Source organism: Parashewanella tropica, from assembly GCF_004358445.1.
Lineage (GTDB): Bacteria > Pseudomonadota > Gammaproteobacteria > Enterobacterales > Shewanellaceae > Parashewanella > Parashewanella tropica.
Genome location: NZ_CP037951.1, coordinates 87,501 through 109,400, shown reverse-complemented (window position 1 = coordinate 109,400; position 21,900 = coordinate 87,501). Strand labels below are relative to the sequence as shown.

Here is a 21,900-nt window from a genome sequence, read left to right as displayed (position 1 = left end):
GTATTAACCCTCTACTACCAAACCCATTGAACGTGCAGTACCTTCGATAGAGCGGATTTTCGCATCTTCGTCAGCACCAGTCATATCAGCCGCTTTGATCTCAACGATTTCAGCTAGTTGAGCGCGAGTGATGGTTCCCACTTTTTCAGTGTTAGGACGACCTGAGCCAGATTTGATCTTAGCTGCTTTCTTAAGTAAGAAAGACGCAGGTGGAGTCTTAGTTTCGAAAGTGAAAGAACGGTCGTTATATACAGTAATAACAACTGGGATTGGCATGCCCTTTTCCATCTTTTCTGTACGTGCGTTGAACGCTTTACAGAATTCCATGATGTTCACACCTTTTTGACCTAGAGCAGGACCAACTGGTGGCGATGGGTTGGCAGAGCCAGACTTTACTTGTAGCTTGATGTAGCCATCAATTTTCTTAGCCATTTTGACTTTTCCTCAGTTTGGGTTCAAACGCTATGCTGCTGAATGCAGACAGCTCCCCGTAAAACAACGGATGCGGATTATATAGAAATCCGCATCCGCATACAAATCTAATTTGTGCTAAATTTGAGCGCTGTTATATTGCTCGAATTTAGTTTTTCTCGACTTGGCTGAAATCCAATTCAACCGGAGTAGAACGACCAAAGATCATTACCGATACTTTCAGGCGGCTCTTCTCGTAATCCACTTCTTCAACCGTGCCGTTAAAGTCAGCAAATGGACCGTCAGTAACGCGAACCACTTCACCAGGCTCAAACATCACGCGATGAGTTGGAGACTCAGTAGTTTCAGCCAGACGCGCTAAAATCTTATCCGCTTCACGGTCAGTAATTGGCGCTGGGCGATCAGAAGTACCACCAATGAAGCCCATTACGCGTGGAATGCTTTTCACTAAGTGCCAGCTTTCATCGTTCATTTCCATTTGGACTAGAACATAGCCAGGGAAGAACTTACGCTCGCTTTTACGGCGTTGACCAGCACGCATTTCAACCACTTCTTCGGTTGGAACTAATACTTCACCGAAGTAGTCTTCCATATTGTGCATTTTGATGTGCTCAATAAGAGACTTACACACTCGGCCTTCATAGCCAGAGAATGCTTGAACTACATACCATCTTTTTTTAGCTTCAGTCGCTTCTGTCATGCTTGGTGCCTATACGCCAGTGATCAAATTGACAATTTTCATTAAACCCATGTCCAACAACCATAGTACTACTGCAAGAATACCGGTAGCGATCAGAACGATAAACGTCGTGTTAAGAGCTTCTTGACGCGTTGGCCATACCACTTTACGCACTTCAATATTCGCCTCTTTGGCAAATTCTAAAGCTTCCTTACCTTTTACTGTTTGCAGAGCAAAGGCACCCGCAATAGCAAAAGCAACTACTACGCCAATTGCACGAACCAAAACACTGGCTTCACTGTACATTTGGTTACCAATTACGGCAGCAGCAATCAGGATAACCGCTATGCCCCATTTAACAAGGTCCAGAGCATTTCCCTGGTTTTCAGTATTCGTTGTCATCGGTTGTTTCCGTTACTCAATACGACCTGAGTGAAATCTATAGTCTAAATACGTCTATACACAATGAGATGACTCAATGTGTCATGAAACATGGATATTATCGAAATTTTCCGCAGTTTTTCTACAAAAACCTGTGTGACGGGTAAAAAATCGGCCATAGATTGTATGCTTAATCCTGTTAACGATCAAGCCAACAGCGATATTCTCAACTTAAATTTGCTTCATTTATCAACAAATGTGAGTTGATGCGAGGAGAAGATGTCTGTAATGTTATTTGCCTTAGCTAAACACTTCGGATTTTCGATTAACCTAAGTGGTTAGATTAACCGTTTGAGTGACAATGATACGTTCTAATACTGCCATAACCTTTCACCGTTACAAGAGAGGTTAACCGTGCTAATTCGTATCACTCACGGATGAAAATATAATAAACACGTCAGTGATCTTATTAACACACTGCAAAATGGATATGTGCACAATGAAAAAGTCATTCTGTTTAGCGCTACTCAGTGGCGCTATTCTACTGAGCGCCTGTAGCGATAAACCCAACCCTGAAATCACCCTTGCTCCAATTTCTGCTGATGTTCATTACTTAGCGAGTAATGAAATGAAAGGTCGAGCCAGCTTTACTGAATATGCTGATAAAGCGGCCACTTACATTGCCGAGCGCTTTGAAGAAGTTGGCCTGAAACCCTACAACGGCAGCTACCTACAAAAGTTTTCGATATATTTAAGAAGACCGTTATCAACTGACATACAACTGAACGGACAAGCTATAGACCTAAAACAAGTGGCATTTGTAAGTGGTCGCGATGTACTTAAGTGGCAAGATCCGAATAAACTTACTATTTCAGTCGTGGGAGCTGAGGATAATCTTCGTTCCGCGTTCACTAAAGCTAACCAAGAGGGTGGTAATCAATTAATACTGATTAACCCTACTCATAAAAAGCTATTCAAACGCTACAAATCCTACTTCGAATACCCTAAAGCAAAAATGAGTAAAGAAGATAACGGTTCATTGTTTGCGATTCTGACTGATGCCACCGAAGTAAATTCGATCAATATTAACGCCACCAGCGAACTAGAACAAAAACCATTATCCAATGTTGTCGGGGTATTACCCGCTAGCAAATCATCGGATGAAACCATCCTTTACTCCGCACATTACGATCACTTACCGCCTAAATTTAAAGGCGATAAAGAAACCATTTTTAATGGCGCAGACGATAACGCTTCTGGCGTATCAGGGATCATCAGCTTAGCCCAGCACTTTGCCGCTTTAGGAAACAACAAACGTAATTTGATGTTTGTGGCCTTTGGTGCAGAAGAAATCGGTGGCTTTGGTTCAAAGTATTTTTCTACTCATACCGATCCCGACCAAATTGTTGCCATGATCAATTTAGAGATGATTGGTAAGCCTTCAAAGTTTGGTGCAGGTAAATTATGGATGACTGGCTATGAACGCTCAGATCTAGCTCAAATCATGAATCAAGCCCTTAAGCCACTGAATACGGAAATTCATCCCGACCCATACCCTAAACAAAACCTCTTCTATCGCTCAGACAATGCCACTTTGGCTCGTTTAGGCGTTCCGGCTCATAGCTTCAGTAGTACACAAATTGATAAAGATGAACATTATCATCAATCTACTGATGATGTTTCTACTTTGGATTTACAATCATTGACTCAAGTGGTCAAAACGGTCGCAGCGGCCAGTCAGCCACTGGTTTCTGGTGAGGCGACACCAACTCGAATTGATAAGAAGAAGGTAAAACAAGGCGGGAAGATTTTCTAGCTCAGTGTAATGTCATCGCTCCAGTGGGTACTGGAGCGATATTACTAACTTACTTCCACCAGCGTTGCTGATTTTCGCTTTTCAATAAATCAGACAACTCCACTCGCTGCCCTACAATTGGCGTGATCAAACTAATTTCTTTATTATTACTTTCTTTCAAAACTCTATCCAAAGGCTCATGCCAGTCGTGCAAGGCTAAATCAAAGGTACTGTTATGGATCGGCATCATTACTTTGCCTTTTAAATCCAAATGCGCTTGCACACTTTGCTCAGGAAACATATGCACCTTACTCCAACGCTTGTTATAAGCTCCCGTCTCAATAAACGTCAGATCAAAGGGACCGTATTTTTCGCCAATTTCTTTAAAGCCGCTGAAATATCCAGAGTCACCGCTGAAGTATAGATTTTGTTCACCTGTGTTTATGACCCAACTGCCCCATAATGTGGTGTCTTTATCAAATAGCCCTCTGCCTGAGAAATGCTGTGTTGGCGTTAACGTGTATTCAATGCCATTGATGGTATGTGACTGCCACCAGGCCAATTCAATGATCTTATTTTTACTTACACCAACCTCTTCCAGATGCTTTCCTACTTTTAGCGGCACTAAAAACCACTGGGTTTTACTAGTAAGATCAGCTAACGCGCCTTTATCAAGATGATCATAATGATCGTGACTGATCACCACTACATCAATGTTAGGTAAAACTTCAACGCTGAGCGGTGGCTGATGAAAGCGCTTTGGTCCCATCCATTGTATAGGAGAGGCACGTTCGCTAAATACAGGATCAGCCATAACTAATGATCCTGATAATTTAAACAATAAGCTGGAATGACCAAGTTTATACACCACATCTTGGGTTTCTTCATTCAATGCATCGGCATCAATCTCAGTTACTGGGATCGCTTCCTTTGGTACCGCGGCTTTACGCGAAACGGTCATATAATCCTTTAGGATCGCCATCATATTAGTAAAACTGAACCCATCGAGCCATTCTGAATTTTGAAACTTGGTTTTCACCTCAGCAGACTGATTATGTTTATTAATACATGCATTCAACATCACTACCCCCACGCTCACAATTAAGACCGCAATCATTTTGATTTTCATAACCGACACCAAAAGTAAACTACTCGGTGTAGTTTATATATAAAAGATGAAAAGTAAACTCGGTAGTGTAAGATGGAGCTCATTATTTCTTCTAAGCTAGAACCAAATGAAAACTCGTAGCGAGCTCAAACGCCAAGCCATCTTAACTTCAGCCAAGCAGCTGTTCTTAAATGAAGGCGTAGCGAATACCAGCATGGATAAAGTCGCACAGGCGGCACAAGTGTCTAAACGCACCGTATATAATCATTTTGAATCAAAAGAAGTCTTGGTCATCGCCCTATTATCTGATTTATGGCAGCGTGCTCTTGGGGTTGAGATCTTGGATCAGATAACTGAACTCGATATCCAACAGCAACTTCAACACCTGCTTTTAGCAGAAATTCAAATTTTAGGGGAAGCAGAATATCTAGAGCTCTCGAAAGTGGCTTTTGGACACTACCTTTTTAATACTGAAAAGCTGCAGGAGCAAGCCGCGAAATTTCAGCTAAATGAAACGGCATTGTTTAAATGGTTAGAGCATCAACAACAGCAACAAACACTTTCAATCGAAAATGTTGAACAAGCCGCGGAGCAATTACATAGCTTAGTTAAAGGTCAATGTTTCTGGCCACAATTGATAGGGATTAAACCAAATTTGAATCACACTGAAATGCTACAGTTATCAAGGGACACCACAGCTCTCTTTTTAAGTCGATATCTAAAAATAGATACAAGCATACCTGTAGTTAAATAAACAGCCAAAAAACTCATTGTTAGTGTTAACATGATGTTGCATAAAAACAACATCATTTTTCATAGCAAGGAATAGCCATGAGCACGTTGGATAGTACTACACCCAATACCCGTATCGCACAAGCCAAATTTACTGGACAATCCGGTGAGTTTTTCAAAATTTGGATAGTTAATCTGTTACTCAGTATATTAACCTTAGGGATCTACAGCGCTTGGGCCAAAGTACATACCAATCAATATTTACATGGCCACACTAAATTAGAAGACCATGGTTTTCGTTATCTTGCCACTCCGCTGCAAATTCTAAAAGGTCGCCTATTAGCGGTATCTGTGTTTATTGTAATTACCATCTTATCTTCACTAACTCCCATGCTCGCGTTAGGGATGAGTTTGTTGATATTAATTGCAACGCCTTGGCTTATCATGCAAAGCATTAGATTTAACATGCGCATGACTTCTTATCGCAATATTCGGTTTTCTTTTAAGGGGAACTACTGGGAAATCGTTCTGAATTTTTTGTTACTTCCTATGCTGGCTTTATTCTTTACTCTTGGCATCGCCTTACCTTGGGTTCATCAGCGAATTGATAAATACATTTTCGACAATCTCAGTGTCGGCGGTCAGCCCTTTAAACTGAATACTGATGTTGGACAATATTATGTTGCCGCTCTTGTCGCTATTGCGATTATGATGGCCGGGATAATTACGATAGTCATTTTTGCAGTAGGCTATGGCGTGGTCATTGCGCAAGCAGGAGATGGAGCTGGTGAACAATTAACTAACACCTTAATGGGGTTAATCGTTTTGCTTTATGCAGGGCTTTTACTTCTCAACTTTGTCGCTATCGCCGTTTCTCGTGGTATCGTCCTTAAACACATCATCGGCTCATTAAAGATAGAAAACGTTGCTACGTTCAAAACTGATATGTCATTAAGTGGCTATATAAAATTGCAGCTCCTTAACTCGCTCATGCTAATTTTGTCACTTGGGCTTGCTTACCCAGTAACCAAGATCCGTACTCGACGTTTTGTCGCACAACACATCCAAGTCCAACTCACTGAACAAGCAGACACCTTAGTCAACGATGTTCAAGGGAAAGATCCTGCCTTTGGTGAAGAAGCGGCAGGCTTCTTTGATGCCGACTTATCATTTACTTAAGGACGATGCATGTTGCAGGTTAGAGGAAAATATCAGCTAGCTGAAAGCGCGCAATTCCGCGATGCGATTGCCAAAATGAATGATCAAGGTTTTGTGCGCATTATCGATGCTGAAACCTTAGCCTTGATAACAGATGCGAATACGGATGCATACCGCTACAGCGATGTGATCCCCAGTTTGCCAACTGAATTACTTTTTCATAGCGGCTGTCGGTTCATTCCCGACTTAGCCGAATGGACTTGGCCAACACAACACTCAAAAAGCAAGCTACTTGCTTGGCTAGAAACACGTTGGACTGTCGTTCTTGCTTCTCTCATTATCATCCCAGCCTTTATGTGGGTGATGACGACTAAAATCCTCCCTGCGGCTGCCGATGCCGCCGTTCCGCTTCTGCCAGAGGTTGTTGCTAAGAAAACCGGCCAGCAAACACTAACCGTCATGGATAGGACGCTGCTTAAACCTAGCCAATTAACGATTGAAGAGCAAAACAAGGTTGATCAGTTGTGGCAACAAGTACTAAAGACCACGAACGATCCTCTCGTGAATACTGAGCTGCAATTTAGAGATTCAGCCATCGGCGCGAATGCTATGGCGCTACCAGATGGCACAGTGATCGTCACTGATGACATTGTAAAGTTAATGGAAAAACATCCAGATGCATTACAAGCCGTATTACTACATGAAATTGGTCATGTTCATCATCAGCATGGGATGAAGCAATTGGCACGCTCGACAGCCATTACTATGCTATTTGCACTGATGTTAGGCGATATCGAGGGCGCGGGTGAAATGGTGATTGGTGCTGGAGCCAGTTTACTGCAATCGTCTTTTTCCCGCGATATGGAAACACAGGCCGATGAGTATGCATATTTGATGCTACCGAAATTAGGCAAATCTAAACAGGCTTTTGCAAAGGCACTGACGTTATTAGCAGAAGCTCACGGAGAGGAGTTATCTAAAGGCAAAGTACATCACTGGTTAGAATATTTACAAAGCCACCCCGATATTGAAAAACGGATCTCAAATAGTAGCAATTAAGATTACTGCATATCAGAGGCCATAGAAGGCCTCTAGACTCCTCAAGTAAGACTTGAGTATTTTGTGCGTTTTATAAAACGAAATCATCTAACTCAACTACTCTTAATAATGCTCATTCTGATTGAGTCGAAAGGAGTAACTCAAATGAAACTTAAGGATCTATTTTTCATCCTATTGTTGATTCTAACAATATCAGCCTGCGGAGATAAGGATAATAACGATTCCTCTGTTCCTGTATTGAAATCTCTTTCTGGAAAAGTCATGGTGGGATCAAGTTATTTAAAAAATGCCAAAAGTTGCCTAGACATAGATAATAATGCACGTTGTGATGAAACCGATATCCAAACTCAATCAGATAATAATGGCAACTATCGTTTTACGGAGATCCCAGAAGACGTCTACAACACGACGCCCTTAATCGCAGAAATCTCGAACAATACGGTCAACGTCCTGTCAGGAAAATCTATCACTAAGCCTTTCATTATCTCTGCTCCAGCAAAGTCAACAATAATAAGCCCTCTGACGACATTAGTTCATCAGCTCGTCGAATCTGGAAAAGAAATAAATGAAGCCAAAAAGGACATCAAGCAAAGACTAAATACCAGTCTCGATCTAGAAACTGACTATATCGTCGCAGAAGCAACATCTGAGCCCAATAATGCTTCAGATGCAAGGCACATACGAAGTGTGGCTCATATTATCGCTGTTAATCTCGCAAACGGATTTGAAGCGGTCTCTGCCACCTCTTCCCAATCAATAGAGCAACAAAAGGTATCATTACCTGATGATGTATCACTGACAGTTGAAGAGCTCATGTCTTTCTTAGCTTCAAAGCAGATGAAGTCAATGGACGCAATATCTAAAGCGGCCTTTCAATTCGATAACAATGGTCGGGATTTCAATTCAGATACAATAAAGGCGTCACCGATTTTACATCAAGCAATGAACCCATTTCCCTCCGAATCCAACTCAAACATCAATCGTCAGCGCATGGCCGATCTGCTTACAATGATAAAGAAACAAAGTGCCAGTCAAGCCATAGATGTAAACGAACTTTTAACAAGTCCACTGTATAGCATGAGCTTTATATACAATACCCCAGCACCTGCTGCTCAAATCGAATCATTTATTCTTGATATATCAACAAATAACTTAGTTCATGAAGTGAGCAAATGGAGTTTTGATAGCAGTACGTTTTCCGCCCCAGTTTCACCTGAAGCACATCACTTTTTAGTTTACGCCGAAGGAAACTGGAGTAGACCAAACAACCAATATCAAAAGGCCACAAATAACGCAGAAAACTCTCTGTTATTAGTCAATAAAACGATGCCAACATTGAGTATTGAAATCACAGCCAATGAATACGCCCTTGGAGGGACACCTATACAATCACCATTCGTTGGGGACCCTATGCTTAGGTTCTTTCCCAATATGCTAAACGACAATACAAAATTTGGAGATGGTGCCAAAGGAATTGAAACAAACATTACTGCCAAAAACTCAGTTCTTAAAGTCAATAAAAAGTTCGATTGTACTGAACCAGAAACCCCCACCTTAGAAACAACTTGTTTTAGACCATTTATGCTAAAACAAGCTGAAGAAACCTATACACTTTTTCCTACAGAGTTAAGTCAACTAATCTCAAATCAACCATCTGAAGGTAACCTTAATTTATTAACAGGCCCAATTGTGGCTCAAGACGGCAATGAATATATTGTTGCCGAACTGCTCCCCATCCCTTCGCAACAAAGCAGCGGGGAAGTGAATTACTATCTCGTGCAGCAAGGCTTTCAAAATGAAAGTGAACCTACTTTTAAAGCATCGACCCAATTATTTGCTAAAGGTCGATGGAATGAAAACACTAGCCCCTCGGAACCTGATTCGATAATAAACCTTAATTTGCCTGCTAACGTTATGGCAGTTGACAACAGTGGTTTTGCAAAGAGGCATAATATCTATATTGAGCTTGAAGGAAGGGTCAGGCAGGGCAATAAATTACTCGCAGGGCAGCGCTTACCTTCGCCAAAGCTCATACTTAACAATCAAGCGAAGAGCGATGTGATTTCCAACTTGGCCACCAAAGAGTTTGACTTTGTAGATGCAGGCTTGTTCCTTGATTTACAATTGCCGAGATGCGTAACAGGAGATACATTTAACGACTCCGATTCAGAATTGAATTTTAGTACAGACAAAGATTATGCGTTGGCCGTCAAAAAATGTACTGACTTTATGATTACTACAAATCATAAAAAACAGCCTGGATTTAAAACACTTGGACCCGTTTTAATTTCCGCTCGTCCTAATGGGGAAGTAGCAAGAAGCTTTTTTACTGAAAGCCTTCTATCAGAGCAATGGCAGCCTGTACTTTGGGGAGAGTTTGTTGATGCAAAGCCTACACAGCGCTTAGCCCACTGGCGAGTAGATAACAACAACCGCTCACAAATAGAGATAAGGGATGATAACCAGCCAATAGAAAGACTAACCATGTCTTTAGTAAACAGAAAAGAAGGCGTTATTTCCGTTAAAACCTTCCATGAAAAGCAAGTATGGGGAGCGATTGATGGTACAAAAGGCCGAATTTCCAGTAATTTGTATCAGATAATTACATTCGATGATTCAAAACGATTAACCATAAAAAAAGCCGCTGATTAGCGGCTTTTTCTGTGTTCAACTAAATGTCGATATTACTCAACGATTTTAGCTACAACACCAGCACCAACAGTACGACCACCTTCACGGATTGCGAAGCGTAGACCTTCGTCCATCGCGATTGGGCAGATTAGAGTAACAACCATCTTGATGTTGTCACCTGGCATTACCATTTCTACGCCTTCTGGTAGCTCGATAGTACCAGTTACGTCAGTTGTACGGAAGTAGAACTGTGGACGGTAACCTTTGAAGAATGGAGTGTGACGTCCACCTTCTTCTTTCGAAAGTACGTATACTTCTGATTCGAAAGTAGTGTGTGGAGTGATAGAACCAGGCTGTGCTAGTACTTGACCACGCTCAACTTCGTCACGCTTAGTACCACGTAGTAGGATACCACAGTTCTCACCTGCACGACCTTCGTCAAGCAGCTTACGGAACATTTCAACACCAGTACAAGTAGTCATAGTCGTATCTTTGATACCTACGATTTCTACTTCGTCACCAACTTTGATGATACCGCGCTCAACACGACCCGTTACAACAGTACCACGGCCTTGGATTGAGAATACGTCTTCGATTGGAAGAATGAACGCACCGTCGATTGCACGCTCTGGCTCTGGGATGTAAGTGTCTAGAGCGTTTGCTAGCTCAAGAATTTTCTCTTCCCACTGTGCTTCACCGTTTAGTGCGCCTAGTGCAGAACCTTGGATAACTGGTAGGTCATCACCTGGGAATTCGTATTCAGATAGAAGTTCACGTACTTCCATTTCTACAAGCTCTAGAAGCTCTTCATCATCTACCATGTCACACTTGTTCATGAATACGATGATGTAAGGTACACCTACCTGACGAGAAAGTAGGATGTGCTCACGAGTTTGTGGCATTGGACCGTCAGTAGAAGCTACTACTAGGATAGCGCCGTCCATCTGTGCAGCACCAGTGATCATGTTTTTAACATAATCCGCGTGACCTGGGCAGTCTACGTGTGCGTAGTGACGAGTCTCAGTGTCATATTCGATGTGAGAAGTATTAATCGTAATACCGCGCTCACGCTCTTCTGGAGCGTTATCGATTTGTGCGAAATCTTTTGTCTCACCACCGAAAGCTTTAGTCAGTACGTGTGAGATAGCTGCTGTTAGGGTAGTTTTACCGTGGTCAACGTGACCGATAGTACCAACGTTAACGTGCGGTTTGCTACGTTCAAATTTTTCTTTAGCCATGATATGCCTCAGTTCAACCTAAGTTAAGGTAGTGAAAGTCAATATTTATGTATAGCAAAACTTCGACGCAGTAATTTTGCATCGAACGAATTTTAGATTCAAGGTAATGGGAGCGAATATTGAAGGCTGGTGCTGATAGGCAGATTCGAACTGCCGACCTCACCCTTACCAAGGGTGCGCTCTACCAACTGAGCCATATCAGCAACTTGAAAATGGAGCGGGCGGCGGGAATCGAACCCGCGTTATCAGCTTGGAAGGCTGGAGTAATACCATTATACGACGCCCGCGCAACCTAAATAAGGCTACCAACTACCTAGAAGAATGAAATGGTGGAGGGAGAAGGATTCGAACCTTCGAAGGCGGAGCCGTCAGATTTACAGTCTGATCCCTTTGGCCACTCGGGAACCCCTCCATCAATGGTGCCGGCACCAAGAGTCGAACTCGGGACCTACTGATTACAAGTCAGTTGCTCTACCAACTGAGCTATGCCGGCGCATCATTTCGGAGTCGGATATTAGGTAAATGTCGCCCTAAGTGCAATAGAAAATTGCAAATTATCGAAAAAAAAGTGCCAAATGCTGATTTTTTCAGCTCAAAAAGACCGTTTTGATGAAAAATACACCTTTAAAATTAACAAGCTCCTATTTGTCCAGTGTAATTTTCATTGTCGCTTGCATATGAATAAGGTAAGGTGCGCTCAAAACAATTTTATATGTTCTAGGAAAGTAAATGATCTCAGCACAATCTGCGTATCAGGCTCTGTATTTTGCCTTTCAACGTCAGCAATGGCGTAGTTTACGTAATTCTGTGCCTCTTACGCTGACTGAAGCTGACTTAGAGAATTTAAAAGGGATTAACGAGCGCTTATCGCTCGCTGAAGTGACCGATATTTATCTGCCGCTGAGCCGCTTATTAAATTTAATTGTGCAGTCTAAGCAGCAGCGTAGCCAAGTGTTAGATAAATTCTTAGATCATGTGCCACAAAAAACGCCTTACATTATCAGTATTGCGGGCAGTGTCGCTGTCGGTAAAAGTACCACTGCTCGTATTCTTCAAGCGCTACTCCAACATTGGCCTGAACACCCAAAGGTAGAGTTGGTGACTACTGATGGCTTTCTTTATCCACTTAAGGATCTCAAAGAAAGAGGCTTAATGCAGCGTAAAGGCTTTCCTGAAAGTTATGATATGAAAATGCTGATTGATTTCATTTCTGATGTGAAATCAGGTAAACCTAAAGTCAAAGCCCCACTTTATTCTCATATCAGTTATGACCGCTTACCGGATTCATTTTTAGAAGTCGAACAGCCTGACATCTTAATTTTAGAAGGGCTTAATGTTTTACAGACAGGGTTAGATACCGATACGCCAGATCATCGACCTTTCGTCTCAGACTTTGTCGACTTCTCTATATACGTTGATGCCGATTACGACTTATTAAAGAAATGGTATGTGGATCGCTTCTTACAATTTAGAAGTGGCGCTTTCGCCAACAAAAACTCGTATTTCAATCATTATGCGAGTCTTAATGATGCGGCGGCAACCGATATTGCTGAAAATATCTGGGAAAGCATTAACGGCCCAAACTTACTCAACAATATTTTACCGACTCGAGAACGGGCTCATTTAATCCTGCGCAAAGGGCAGGATCATTTAATGAATCAGGTTTTATTGAGAAAATAAGTAAACCTAGCTTGGGTTAACTGTGTGGGCGTAAGCTGATCTCACCGCCCACAAAAGACTTCACCTCACCATCATGCTCTAACAAAATCCCACCTTGTTCATCAATTCCACGACAAACTCCTTCAACGTGGTTTTCACCCATTTCAAGACGGATCACTTGGTCTTTATATAAATCAGTTTGCTGCCAGCGAGATAAGAATGGATTCAGCCCCTGAGTTTCAAATACCTTGAGATCGGCAACCAGTTGTTGATGAAATGCGATGGCAAATTCTGTTTTGCTTGGAATATCCATATCAACTAAATCTGACCACGGCTGATCAATTTGTTCCGCCGAGCTTGATGGCATCACAAAGTTAACCCCGATACCAATGACGATTTGGCATTCTCCGTCTGCTTGCCCAGACATCTCCACCAAAATCCCAGCTAACTTTTTGCCATTCAGGTAAACATCATTGGGCCACTTTACCGCTAACCCACTCACGCCGAGAGCTTCTAACGCCGTCACCAGAGAGCAACCTACGACCAAAGAAAGCCCCATGGCTTGAGCCATGCCTTGTGGGAAATTCCAAAACACAGAACCATAAAAATGGCTGCCATACGGCGATACCCAATTGCGTCCACGACGGCCGCGACCAGCCGTTTGATGTTCAGCAATACAAATATCACCGGATTTCAACTCACTGGCATGCTTCATCATAAAGCTGTTGGTTGAATCAATTTCATCAAAGTAAAAACAGCGCCCTTGAATTGCTTCTAAAAGCTGCTTTTCATCCATCAATGGCACAGCTTTTTGAAGTTTGTAACCTTTACCTTTTACGCTAAAGATCTCCACACCCAGCGTTTCCAATGCATCAATATGATTACTGATGGTCATGCGACTGACGTCTAATTGGTTCGCTAACTCTTCACCAGATATAAACCCTTGATGTTCAGTTAAAGCCTTCAGTATTTGTCTTCGGCGTTGCCATTGTTCAGCCATTGATGGTGATCTCCCCATGTTGTCCTATTAACCGTGGCTCTGGCTCTAATTCAACGCCAAAGGTCTGTTTAATTTGCTTAATAATATATCGTGCTAACACGATGATATCTTCGCCTTTCGCTTGACCACAATTGACCAATACTAGCGCTTGTTTATTATGCACAGCCGCTTGACCAAGCTGATAACCTTTTAAGCCTGCTTTATCAATAAGCCAACCCGCAGCAAGCTTCATTGCATCGCCGTGTGGGTAAGCAACCAGCTCAGGAAAAGCATGCTTAAGTCTTTGGTGATGCTCAATACTGACAATCGGATTTTTAAAAAAACTGCCCACATTTCCAAGTAACTTGGGATCAGGCAATTTTTCTTGCCTCACTTTACATACCAATTCAAAGATATCGCGTGCAGCAACACTCTGCGGATCAAGCGCTTGTAGCGGCCCATAGTTCAAAACCGGCTTCCAGTCTTTCTTTAACTTCAATCCAACCTGAGAGATCACTACTTTACCTTTAAGCGCTTGCTTAAAAATGGAATCTCGATAGCCAAATTGGCATTCATCAGCCGAAATCCTTGTGACCGATTGAGTAGCAACATCCACATATTCAACCCAATCACAGACCTGAGCAAACTCAACACCATAAGCACCAATATTTTGGATCGGCGCAGCGCCGACAGTGCCTGGAATTAAGGCGAGGTTTTCAAGCCCATTGATATTACGTTCAAGGCAATGCTCGACTAATTGATGCCAATCTTCACCTGCGGCAATAGATAAATAATGGAAGTCATCATCAGTAGTATATTCAATTCCTTTGGTTACCATATGCAAGATAACACCCGAAAAATCGTCACAAAGTACAAGATTACTTCCCCCTCCGAGTACTAACCAAGACTTTTTATTTTTTGAAAGTACGCTGATTGCCCCTATAAGCTCACTCGTAGATGTGATCTTAACGAGCTCAGAGCAAGACTGACTAAGTCCAAGCGTATTGTATGAAAGTAACGAAATTTGGCTTGTTGTCATAGTGACGATTTTTGGTAAATAACAGCCATTGTACTGACTCAACAGCTGTTTTTCAGTATTTATGATTAATTTTGCAGACTTTGGATATGCTTGCTTAAGCGCCGGATAAAATAGCCACAAGCCATTATGGAGAAGACGGCTTTTGTTATATCAATCCAATCTGCCGAATCCACTCTAGGATTAAAGACAAAGTACCCTAAGTTATATCCTGTGATACTAATAAATCCAATTGTCATAAAAAAATAAAATAGAAATTTGCACATATAATTTAATCCTTTAATTTAAGATCAAGGTCAACCCAGCACCTAACATCATCCCAATCAATAAAGACACCACGACCAACCAATAGTGTTGCAGTTTGTTATTGGATTTTGGGCGCTCCTCTTTAGTGCTGGCTAAGTTGATAATTTGAGAGATGTCAGTTTCGAAAGCCGAAGCAATCCCCATCGCTGTATCATTTGAAGCTGTTCCATAGCGTTCAACACGTTGAATAGTCCGTAAACTTACCCCACAGATTTCCGCAAGATGTTGTTGTGTCCACCCTTTTACGAGTCGATATTGTTTAATTGTTTTTGCATTAACATCCATTTCTACACCCTTGATCCATTAACCCAAAAACCTTGCCGCCAAGAAACCTGTTATTAATCCAATCATCATCCAAAGTAATAACTCTTTTACCACGACCTTTTTGGGTGTTTCGGGATGCTTATACGCTATTGATTGAGTCTCAACATGAGCACCATCTTCTATCAGAGTGCATTCTAAATGCCCTTTCAAAATATCTACTGCATTAAACTCAATTTCATAAGGAACCTGACCAATGTCAAAGTGGTGCACGGATTTACGCCGATAAGATCGCCCCTCACTGACAATTGAACCGTCTAACTTAATGACTTCTTTCCCTGTCCAACATGATCCCCAAGCAGAAATTGCTTTTCCATTTACCATAAAATTAAACTGATACCCTTCAGTGAACAGTTCATTGCCCTTTACTTTTACTTCGCTACTCATATCCATTTCCTTGTAAAGCACTGATTGCTGATGATAATAAATAAAACTATTCAACAAAAAAGCCCTGCTTTATGACATGGCATCAAACTAACACATGACACTTATACGCCATCATAATAAAATCAATGAGTTAGTTAAAACCTCTAAGCACTATAAAAGGAATTTATGAATTCAATTATCATTCTTGGAAGTAGTAGCCCAAACGGAAATACACATTTAGTTGCAAACGCTATAAGTACAAAAACTAATGCGAAGCTAGTCAGCTTAAGCGATTACAACATAAAACCATTCGATTATAATTTTAATAATCAAGACGATGACTTTCTTCCACTGATTTCAGACATACTCAAGTACGATCGGATTATTTTTGCAACGCCGGTATATTGGTATGCACCGAGCGCGCAAATGAAATTATTTATGGATAGGCTGTCTGACCTACTCAAAATTCATAAGCCGCTAGGCAGACGGTTACGCACGAAACAAACAGCAGTGATTGCAACAGGAAGTGATCGCCAACCTAAACCTTGCTTTGAAGAAGTATTTATTAATACTTTTGATTACTTAGGCATGGATTATCAGGGGATGTTGTACGTCAGCTTTGATGATGTCACCCCAGAGTCAGCTTATCAGCACAAGCTCAACGACTTTTTAAGTCAGTGCACTGTCGAATTTTGTCTAGGTAACTGATAAGTTAAGTTAAAGGGCACCGCAATTTCAATCAGTTTGGGCATGGACAGTTGGGCATCTCTGTTTTGCCGTTTTTCAATATATTCATGCTCCAAGCATTGACTATTTAACATCACGTTCGCCTCTTTTTCCTCTTGTACTGTTACTTCATAAATGGGCTTTTTCCCTTCCTTAGGGTAATCGTGGCAAAGGTGAATATGATAATGCGGTGGAAAGTCATACAACTTATGAATGGAGTGAAAAAGTTGTTCGGCACTGCCATCTGGGAAATCCACTCTAGACGTTCCTCGACTAGGTGCAAATAGAGTATCACCAACAAAAAGATGGTCTTCAATTTTATAGGTTAGTGAATCTGGGGTATGCCCAGGAGTGGCAATGACTTCAATTTGAGTGGAGTTAAATGGCAAATGCGTTGAGTCATCGATAAATAGATCATAATCAGCTAAATCATGCCCATTCAGCTTTGGCTTCCAATGCTTGTATACTTGTTTGATGTTATTTGAAACGACGATTTTCCCACCACATCTAGCTCGTAAATAAGACGCCGCCGATAAATGATCGGCATGGATGTGGGTTTCTAAAATATACGTTAAATTAAGATCTCTCTGCTCTAACTGCTCAACGATAGCTTCGACTGAATTTGTCCTGATCGATTGAGTCTCACCATCATAATCAAGAACAGAGTCAATTACGCAAGCATCTTCACCGTCTATCATTAAATAACTCAAGGTTCCTGTCGAACGATGAAAAAAGGTTTTAATTTCCACAGGTTAGATACCTCACAAGAAAGCGTAAATAAAACCTAGCAAAAATAACAGACGAGATATAATGAAAAAACGTTAATCATCAATGGTAAAAGCAAACTTCGGTAAGCAATTACCAAATAATAACCTCTCACAGATACAACTCTACGAAGCACTAATCAATATACATTTGTGATATCTGAAATACTGTATCTTCAGGCATCAAGAGCATAAAACTGTAGCTGTCAATTACTCACCGTGGTTAAGCTGCAGTTAAGCTCACTAAGACTACGGTACTACTGAACACATATCTCAAAACTGATGGAATCGACTAACGATTCAACACCAAAAGCCTCTTACTCAACAGCAATCTTAGAAATAATTTACCTTCTTAAACTGTCAAGGTTTGGAAAACTGGTTAAAGATTCAAATCACAGACACATCAACAGAACAGGAGTAGGACCATGCTATTTCAACACATACTTTTCATTGCCGCTATGACTGCATCAGTTTGTAGCCATGCCGAAACTCATCACACTAAAGTGAGTTCTACCACAGTTACCAATTTTTCTAATTTCCACTCTGGTCAAGAGTATTGTGCAGATCAAGTAAGCAAGGATCCAAAAATACAGTCATGTATGCCGATATATAACGAAAATAACAACGCCTTTCTTAATATTGAGTCAAAAGTAATAGGATCTCCTCAGCCCGTAGCCCCTGGCACAGTTTTCACCGTAAATGACCATCATGAAACCGATTCAATAAACTTTGTTGTTACAAATGCTGTAGCGAACAAAGTCATATTCTCAGGTCCGGTATACGACATGTTAGGGATTATTTGCGACTATAACAGCTGTAAGCCTTGGAAATAATGAAAAGTGAGGTAGATAATCCAGCGGTCATACTTTGTGTGATCGCCATGATACTTCATTCCGTCAGTTGTTTCGCTGAGGTAATGAACAGCCATAATTCCCAAGCTGAAAATAACTTTGAGGTGTTTAACTCAGGACAAGAGTATTGCGACTATCAAATGGCTAATAACCCAAATATTAGAGCATGTATGCCGCTATTTAATGCAAGCAGTCATACTGCAATAAGCATACAGACAAAAGAAGATGGGCCAAGTCAAAAGCTAGCCCCTAAAAATATATTGCCATCCTATTTTTATGACAATAGAGAATCGTTCAATATCATTGTTAAGAACACTGAAACTAACCAAACGATCTACTCAGGACCTATCTACACAATTATTGGCTTAAGTTGTGACGACTCGAACTGTAAGCCATGGAATTGATACCCATGAATAACAGACACTATCTAGATATCCCATTATCCGAATAGTATTGGAGGGTAAGTATATGAAACGATATTTTAAAAGCCGACTTACTATTTCGATTATCACACTATTAACTGCAACCAACTTGATGGCAAATAGCTCTCTTAAACTACTAAGTAAGGAAAGTAATCGTGCTCAACATTCTCACAACTTTGCATTACAAGCAGCTCCAACTTCTGGCAAAGACTGGTGTACCCAACACAAGTTACTTTCAAACTGTTTCCCACTGAACAATCAGCTAAATAATAGCATTCATGTCTCAATCCCTGAGTTTAAAAATGAAATCGATTTTCCAGCAAATGTGACGTTAAGGTTTGCCGATGTCGCCAATCCACCAAAAATAAAATCGTGTAAGGTTACCATTACAAGCAATAAGACTCATAGCGTCATATACCAAGGAAACTTTAATGACATGGTGGGGCTGATATGCAGTGATAATGGAGGTAAAAGCTCATGTAAAGCTTGGGAAGAATTCAAGTAAAAATTCTGAAGTCAGTGCGTTGAGCTAACAAAAAATGTTTAGATTAGGTTAAAGCTAGGTTAAATTAAACGGATGGTCTATAGCGAGAAAGGATGAGCAATTGCTGTTATTACTGGTTTACGTTTCCATTGCCATTGGCATCTCCTTCTTATGCTCTATCCTTGAAGCGGTGTTGCTGAGTATTACGCCTGGTTATCTTGCATACTTAAAAAAACAGGGGAAGCCATCATATAAACCGCTGACAACATTAAAAGGCGATGTTGATAAACCTTTAGCTTCAATTCTTACCTTAAATACCATAGCTCACACTATCGGTGCGGCCAGTGCAGGTGCACATGCTACTGTCGTTTTTGGCAGCGAATGGTTAGGGGTATTTTCTGCAGTTCTGACCCTAGGCATTTTATTGCTTTCGGAGATCATCCCAAAGACTATAGGTGCGACATACTGGCGACAACTCGCCCCTGTCACTGGCTATATACTGAATTGGTTAGTGTGGGTTTTAACTCCATTTGTATGGATATCAAGTATTGTCACCCGATTCGTTTCACACCAAAAGCCAGAGCCTCAGCTTAGAGAAGAGTTATCTGCCATTGCTTCCCTTGCGGGCGAAACAGGTGAGCTCGATATCAGCGAGTCTAAACTATTTGAAAACATACTCACTTTGAGACAAACCGCCATCAGCAAGGTGTTGACCCCTCGCACCGTCGTATTCCGCGTATCAGATACCTTATCGATCAATGAATTTTTCACTCAATACACTAAAAACCCGTTTTCACGCGTATTGGTATACCATGAAAATAAAGACAATATTGTCGGTTTTGTTCACAAGCTTGAGCTTTATAGGTATCAACAGCAACATGGCGGCGATGCCAGCATTGGTAGAGTATTACGACCCATCTGCGCATTATTTAAAACCATGCCTTTAGGGACAGCGCTCGAATTTATGCTTAGCAACAAACATCAATTAACTATCGTAGTTGATGAATATGGTAGCTTAAATGGTGTTTTATCACTTGAGGATATTTTTGAACATATGCTGGGTGAAGAGATCATGGATGAAGTCGATAACACCCCAAATCTCCAACAAGCCGCTCACAAGCGTTGGGCAAAATGGAAACAAGAACACAGCGTGATTGATCCGAGAGATGAACAGAAAAGCGATTGATTAAGCAAAGCTTATTGAATATATGGTACGGCAACATCCATTAAATTAGGCCTAGCAAGTTTAGCGTCTCTTGATAATTGCTTTCATTTCGCACTACTCCAGATGGGTAATGGAATGCAGACTACGCATACAACTTTCTATATTCCCCATGTTCAATTGAGTCATTATCAACGAACAAACACGAAAAAAGCCCTAGCATTTCTGCTAGGGCTTTCTCTTATTTGGCGTCTGGCAATGACCTACTCTCACATGGGGAAACCCCACACTACCATCGGCGAGGCTGCGTTTCACTTCTGAGTTCGGGATGGATTCAGGTGGGGCCACAGCTCTATTGTCACCAGACAAATTCTGTTATTTAACATTCGGAAAGCTGTTTGTGTTTCTCAATGTTCTCGCTTCATTAAGCGCTTTGTATTCTTACTAAGGTTCAGCTTGTTACTGTAAAACCCATTAGGGTTGTATGGTTAAGCCTCACGAGTCATTAGTACAGGTTAGCTCAACGCCTCACAACGCTTACACACCCTGCCTATCAACGTCCTGGTCTCGGACGGCTCTTTAGAGACCTCTAAGGTCTAGGGATGACTCATCTCAGGGCTCGCTTCCCGCTTAGATGCTTTCAGCGGTTATCGATTCCGAACGTAGCTACCGGGCAATGCATTTGGCAATACAACCCGAACACCAGCGGTTCGTCCACTCCGGTCCTCTCGTACTAGGAGCAGCTCCCTTCAATCATCCAACGCCCACGGCAGATAGGGACCGAACTGTCTCACGACGTTCTGAACCCAGCTCGCGTACCACTTTAAATGGCGAACAGCCATACCCTTGGGACCGACTTCAGCCCCAGGATGTGATGAGCCGACATCGAGGTGCCAAACACCGCCGTCGATATGAACTCTTGGGCGGTATCAGCCTGTTATCCCCGGAGTACCTTTTATCCGTTGAGCGATGGCCCTTCCATTCAGAACCACCGGATCACTATGACCTACTTTCGTACCTGCTCGACGTGTCTGTCTCGCAGTTAAGCTAGCTTATGCCATTGCACTAACCACACGATGTCCGACCGTGTTTAGCTAACCTTCGTGCTCCTCCGTTACTCTTTGGGAGGAGACCGCCCCAGTCAAACTACCCACCAGGCACTGTCCTCAACCCCGATCAGGGGCCAGAGTTAGAACATCAACACTACAAGGGTGGTATTTCAAGGATGGCTCCATGCTATCTGGCGACAACACTTCAAAGCCTCCCACCTATCCTACACATGTAGGGTCAATGTTCAGTGCCAAGCTATAGTAAAGGTTCACGGGGTCTTTCCGTCTAGCCGCGGGTATACGGCATCTTCACCGCAATTTCAACTTCACTGAGTCTCGGCTGGAGACAGCGTGGCCATCATTACGCCATTCGTGCAGGTCGGAACTTACCCGACAAGGAATTTCGCTACCTTAGGACCGTTATAGTTACGGCCGCCGTTTACCGGGGCTTCGATCATGAGCTTCGACCTAAGTCTAACCCAATCAATTAACCTTCCGGCACCGGGCAGGCGTCACACCGTATACGTCATCTTGCGATTTTGCACAGTGCTGTGTTTTTGAT

General features: G+C 41.9%; 21 protein-coding genes, 4 tRNA genes and 2 rRNA genes (1 of these 27 cut by a window edge). 11 read left to right on the top strand and 16 right to left on the bottom strand.

All coding sequences use genetic code 11. The annotated features are described in order from the left end of the window. Window positions 1-3: 3 nt before the first annotated feature. From rplK to secE, 3 genes are all read right to left on the bottom strand, one after another. Window positions 4-432 carry a 50S ribosomal protein L11 gene (gene rplK / locus E2H97_RS00490; protein ID WP_133405304.1) on the bottom strand — a complete coding sequence of 143 codons (429 nt, stop codon included), beginning with the start codon at window positions 430-432 and terminating at the stop codon, window positions 4-6. 148 nt (window positions 433-580) lie between these two features. After that, window positions 581-1,132 carry a transcription termination/antitermination protein NusG gene (gene nusG, locus E2H97_RS00485; RefSeq protein WP_133405303.1) on the bottom strand — a complete coding sequence of 184 codons (552 nt, stop codon included), beginning with the start codon at window positions 1,130-1,132 and terminating at the stop codon, window positions 581-583. Between the two features lie 9 nt (window positions 1,133-1,141). Next, window positions 1,142-1,513 (bottom strand): preprotein translocase subunit SecE, encoded by a 372-nt coding sequence (secE, locus tag E2H97_RS00480; protein ID WP_133405302.1) that lies wholly within the window; start codon window positions 1,511-1,513, stop codon window positions 1,142-1,144. A 478-nt stretch (window positions 1,514-1,991) separates the two neighbouring features. On the opposite strand from secE, the gene E2H97_RS00475 reads away from it, so the two are divergent. Continuing rightward, window positions 1,992-3,308, top strand: a complete 1,317-nt coding sequence (locus tag E2H97_RS00475; RefSeq protein WP_133405301.1) for a M28 family metallopeptidase — start codon at window positions 1,992-1,994, stop codon at window positions 3,306-3,308. Between the two features lie 49 nt (window positions 3,309-3,357). Here the strand turns inward: E2H97_RS00475 and E2H97_RS00470 are convergent, their stop codons facing one another. After that, the gene (locus E2H97_RS00470) at window positions 3,358-4,416 is read right to left on the bottom strand and encodes an MBL fold metallo-hydrolase (RefSeq protein ID WP_133405300.1); all 1,059 of its coding nucleotides are present in this window, start codon (window positions 4,414-4,416) and stop codon (window positions 3,358-3,360) included. A 106-nt stretch (window positions 4,417-4,522) separates the two neighbouring features. Between E2H97_RS00470 and E2H97_RS00465 the strand changes: the two genes are divergently transcribed. From E2H97_RS00465 to E2H97_RS00450, 4 genes are all read left to right on the top strand, one after another. Next, window positions 4,523-5,149, top strand: coding sequence for a TetR/AcrR family transcriptional regulator (locus E2H97_RS00465; protein WP_133405299.1), 627 nt, complete (start codon window positions 4,523-4,525; stop codon window positions 5,147-5,149). A 77-nt stretch (window positions 5,150-5,226) separates the two neighbouring features. Then, entirely contained in the window at window positions 5,227-6,306 is a 1,080-nt protein-coding gene (locus tag E2H97_RS00460; protein WP_133405298.1) for a YjgN family protein, read from the top strand. A 9-nt stretch (window positions 6,307-6,315) separates the two neighbouring features. Beyond that, entirely contained in the window at window positions 6,316-7,344 is a 1,029-nt protein-coding gene (locus tag E2H97_RS00455; RefSeq protein ID WP_133405297.1) for a M48 family metallopeptidase, read from the top strand. A 144-nt stretch (window positions 7,345-7,488) separates the two neighbouring features. Further along, the gene (locus E2H97_RS00450) at window positions 7,489-9,996 is read left to right on the top strand and encodes a hypothetical protein (protein ID WP_133405296.1); all 2,508 of its coding nucleotides are present in this window, start codon (window positions 7,489-7,491) and stop codon (window positions 9,994-9,996) included. A gap of 32 nt (window positions 9,997-10,028) precedes the next feature. Here E2H97_RS00450 and tuf read toward each other — a convergent pair whose 3' ends face one another. The 5 genes from tuf to E2H97_RS00425 all read right to left on the bottom strand — a co-directional run bounded on the left by tuf (window position 10,029) and on the right by E2H97_RS00425 (window position 11,706). Further along, window positions 10,029-11,213 carry an elongation factor Tu gene (gene tuf / locus E2H97_RS00445; RefSeq protein ID WP_133405295.1) on the bottom strand — a complete coding sequence of 395 codons (1,185 nt, stop codon included), beginning with the start codon at window positions 11,211-11,213 and terminating at the stop codon, window positions 10,029-10,031. 127 nt (window positions 11,214-11,340) lie between these two features. Next, window positions 11,341-11,416, bottom strand: a tRNA-Thr gene (locus tag E2H97_RS00440). 10 nt (window positions 11,417-11,426) lie between these two features. Further along, window positions 11,427-11,500 (bottom strand) — tRNA-Gly (locus E2H97_RS00435). A 40-nt stretch (window positions 11,501-11,540) separates the two neighbouring features. After that, window positions 11,541-11,625, bottom strand: a tRNA-Tyr gene (locus E2H97_RS00430). A 5-nt stretch (window positions 11,626-11,630) separates the two neighbouring features. Continuing rightward, a tRNA-Thr gene (locus E2H97_RS00425) sits at window positions 11,631-11,706 on the bottom strand. 236 nt (window positions 11,707-11,942) lie between these two features. Between E2H97_RS00425 and coaA the strand changes: the two genes are divergently transcribed. After that, on the top strand, window positions 11,943-12,893 hold the full coding sequence (gene coaA, locus E2H97_RS00420; protein WP_133405294.1) for a type I pantothenate kinase: 951 nt from the start codon (window positions 11,943-11,945) through the stop codon (window positions 12,891-12,893). A 16-nt stretch (window positions 12,894-12,909) separates the two neighbouring features. Here coaA and birA read toward each other — a convergent pair whose 3' ends face one another. The 4 genes from birA to E2H97_RS00400 form a co-directional block, all read right to left on the bottom strand. Continuing rightward, on the bottom strand, window positions 12,910-13,872 hold the full coding sequence (gene birA, locus E2H97_RS00415; protein ID WP_133405293.1) for a bifunctional biotin--[acetyl-CoA-carboxylase] ligase/biotin operon repressor BirA: 963 nt from the start codon (window positions 13,870-13,872) through the stop codon (window positions 12,910-12,912). Then, a complete protein-coding gene (gene murB / locus E2H97_RS00410; RefSeq protein ID WP_133405292.1) occupies window positions 13,865-14,890 on the bottom strand; it encodes a UDP-N-acetylmuramate dehydrogenase in 1,026 nt (341 codons plus the stop codon). Before murB ends, birA begins: the two co-directional genes overlap by 8 nt. Before the next feature lie 276 nt (window positions 14,891-15,166). Next, on the bottom strand, window positions 15,167-15,478 hold the full coding sequence (locus tag E2H97_RS00405) for a helix-turn-helix domain-containing protein (RefSeq protein ID WP_133405291.1): 312 nt from the start codon (window positions 15,476-15,478) through the stop codon (window positions 15,167-15,169). A gap of 18 nt (window positions 15,479-15,496) precedes the next feature. Next, complete coding sequence (locus tag E2H97_RS00400) at window positions 15,497-15,901, bottom strand: hypothetical protein (RefSeq protein ID WP_133405290.1); 405 nt, start codon at window positions 15,899-15,901, stop codon at window positions 15,497-15,499. Window positions 15,902-16,066: 165 nt separating this feature from the next. On the opposite strand from E2H97_RS00400, the gene E2H97_RS00395 reads away from it, so the two are divergent. Continuing rightward, window positions 16,067-16,588, top strand: coding sequence for a flavodoxin family protein (locus tag E2H97_RS00395; protein ID WP_133405289.1), 522 nt, complete (start codon window positions 16,067-16,069; stop codon window positions 16,586-16,588). Here E2H97_RS00395 and E2H97_RS00390 read toward each other — a convergent pair. Then, window positions 16,555-17,355 (bottom strand): MBL fold metallo-hydrolase, encoded by an 801-nt coding sequence (locus E2H97_RS00390; RefSeq protein WP_133405288.1) that lies wholly within the window; start codon window positions 17,353-17,355, stop codon window positions 16,555-16,557. The genes E2H97_RS00395 and E2H97_RS00390 overlap by 34 nt on opposite strands. 440 nt (window positions 17,356-17,795) lie before the next feature. On the opposite strand from E2H97_RS00390, the gene E2H97_RS00385 reads away from it, so the two are divergent. From E2H97_RS00385 to E2H97_RS00370, 4 genes are all read left to right on the top strand, one after another. Then, window positions 17,796-18,203: a hypothetical protein gene (locus E2H97_RS00385; protein ID WP_133405287.1), complete on the top strand. Its 408-nt coding sequence runs from the start codon at window positions 17,796-17,798 to the stop codon at window positions 18,201-18,203. Continuing rightward, on the top strand, window positions 18,203-18,625 hold the full coding sequence (locus E2H97_RS00380) for a hypothetical protein (RefSeq protein ID WP_133405286.1): 423 nt from the start codon (window positions 18,203-18,205) through the stop codon (window positions 18,623-18,625). Before E2H97_RS00385 ends, E2H97_RS00380 begins: the two co-directional genes overlap by 1 nt. Before the next feature lie 64 nt (window positions 18,626-18,689). Then, window positions 18,690-19,148, top strand: a complete 459-nt coding sequence (locus tag E2H97_RS00375) for a hypothetical protein (RefSeq protein WP_133405285.1) — start codon at window positions 18,690-18,692, stop codon at window positions 19,146-19,148. A 100-nt stretch (window positions 19,149-19,248) separates the two neighbouring features. Then, complete coding sequence (locus E2H97_RS00370) at window positions 19,249-20,313, top strand: CNNM domain-containing protein (protein ID WP_133405284.1); 1,065 nt, start codon at window positions 19,249-19,251, stop codon at window positions 20,311-20,313. A gap of 226 nt (window positions 20,314-20,539) precedes the next feature. Here E2H97_RS00370 and rrf read toward each other — a convergent pair. Then, a 5S ribosomal RNA gene (rrf, locus tag E2H97_RS00365) occupies window positions 20,540-20,655 on the bottom strand. A gap of 118 nt (window positions 20,656-20,773) precedes the next feature. Then, window positions 20,774-21,900: ribosomal RNA gene (locus tag E2H97_RS00360) — 23S ribosomal RNA — on the bottom strand; it runs 1,765 nt beyond the window's last position.

Excerpts from the sequence above, each read along its gene's own strand:
- rplK (WP_133405304.1), bottom strand. The coding sequence starts at position 432 with ATGGCTAAGAAAATTGATGGCTACATCAAGCTACAAGTAAAGTCTGGC.
- nusG (WP_133405303.1), bottom strand. The coding sequence starts at position 1,132 with ATGACAGAAGCGACTGAAGCTAAAAAAAGATGGTATGTAGTTCAAGCA.
- secE (WP_133405302.1), bottom strand. The coding sequence starts at position 1,513 with ATGACAACGAATACTGAAAACCAGGGAAATGCTCTGGACCTTGTTAAA.
- E2H97_RS00475 (WP_133405301.1), top strand. The coding sequence starts at position 1,992 with ATGAAAAAGTCATTCTGTTTAGCGCTACTCAGTGGCGCTATTCTACTG.
- E2H97_RS00470 (WP_133405300.1), bottom strand. The coding sequence starts at position 4,416 with ATGAAAATCAAAATGATTGCGGTCTTAATTGTGAGCGTGGGGGTAGTG.
- E2H97_RS00465 (WP_133405299.1), top strand. The coding sequence starts at position 4,523 with ATGAAAACTCGTAGCGAGCTCAAACGCCAAGCCATCTTAACTTCAGCC.
- E2H97_RS00460 (WP_133405298.1), top strand. The coding sequence starts at position 5,227 with ATGAGCACGTTGGATAGTACTACACCCAATACCCGTATCGCACAAGCC.
- E2H97_RS00455 (WP_133405297.1), top strand. The coding sequence starts at position 6,316 with ATGTTGCAGGTTAGAGGAAAATATCAGCTAGCTGAAAGCGCGCAATTC.
- E2H97_RS00450 (WP_133405296.1), top strand. The coding sequence starts at position 7,489 with ATGAAACTTAAGGATCTATTTTTCATCCTATTGTTGATTCTAACAATA.
- tuf (WP_133405295.1), bottom strand. The coding sequence starts at position 11,213 with ATGGCTAAAGAAAAATTTGAACGTAGCAAACCGCACGTTAACGTTGGT.
- coaA (WP_133405294.1), top strand. The coding sequence starts at position 11,943 with ATGATCTCAGCACAATCTGCGTATCAGGCTCTGTATTTTGCCTTTCAA.
- birA (WP_133405293.1), bottom strand. The coding sequence starts at position 13,872 with ATGGCTGAACAATGGCAACGCCGAAGACAAATACTGAAGGCTTTAACT.
- murB (WP_133405292.1), bottom strand. The coding sequence starts at position 14,890 with ATGACAACAAGCCAAATTTCGTTACTTTCATACAATACGCTTGGACTT.
- E2H97_RS00405 (WP_133405291.1), bottom strand. The coding sequence starts at position 15,478 with ATGGATGTTAATGCAAAAACAATTAAACAATATCGACTCGTAAAAGGG.
- E2H97_RS00400 (WP_133405290.1), bottom strand. The coding sequence starts at position 15,901 with ATGAGTAGCGAAGTAAAAGTAAAGGGCAATGAACTGTTCACTGAAGGG.
- E2H97_RS00395 (WP_133405289.1), top strand. The coding sequence starts at position 16,067 with ATGAATTCAATTATCATTCTTGGAAGTAGTAGCCCAAACGGAAATACA.
- E2H97_RS00385 (WP_133405287.1), top strand. The coding sequence starts at position 17,796 with ATGCTATTTCAACACATACTTTTCATTGCCGCTATGACTGCATCAGTT.
- E2H97_RS00380 (WP_133405286.1), top strand. The coding sequence starts at position 18,203 with ATGAAAAGTGAGGTAGATAATCCAGCGGTCATACTTTGTGTGATCGCC.
- E2H97_RS00375 (WP_133405285.1), top strand. The coding sequence starts at position 18,690 with ATGAAACGATATTTTAAAAGCCGACTTACTATTTCGATTATCACACTA.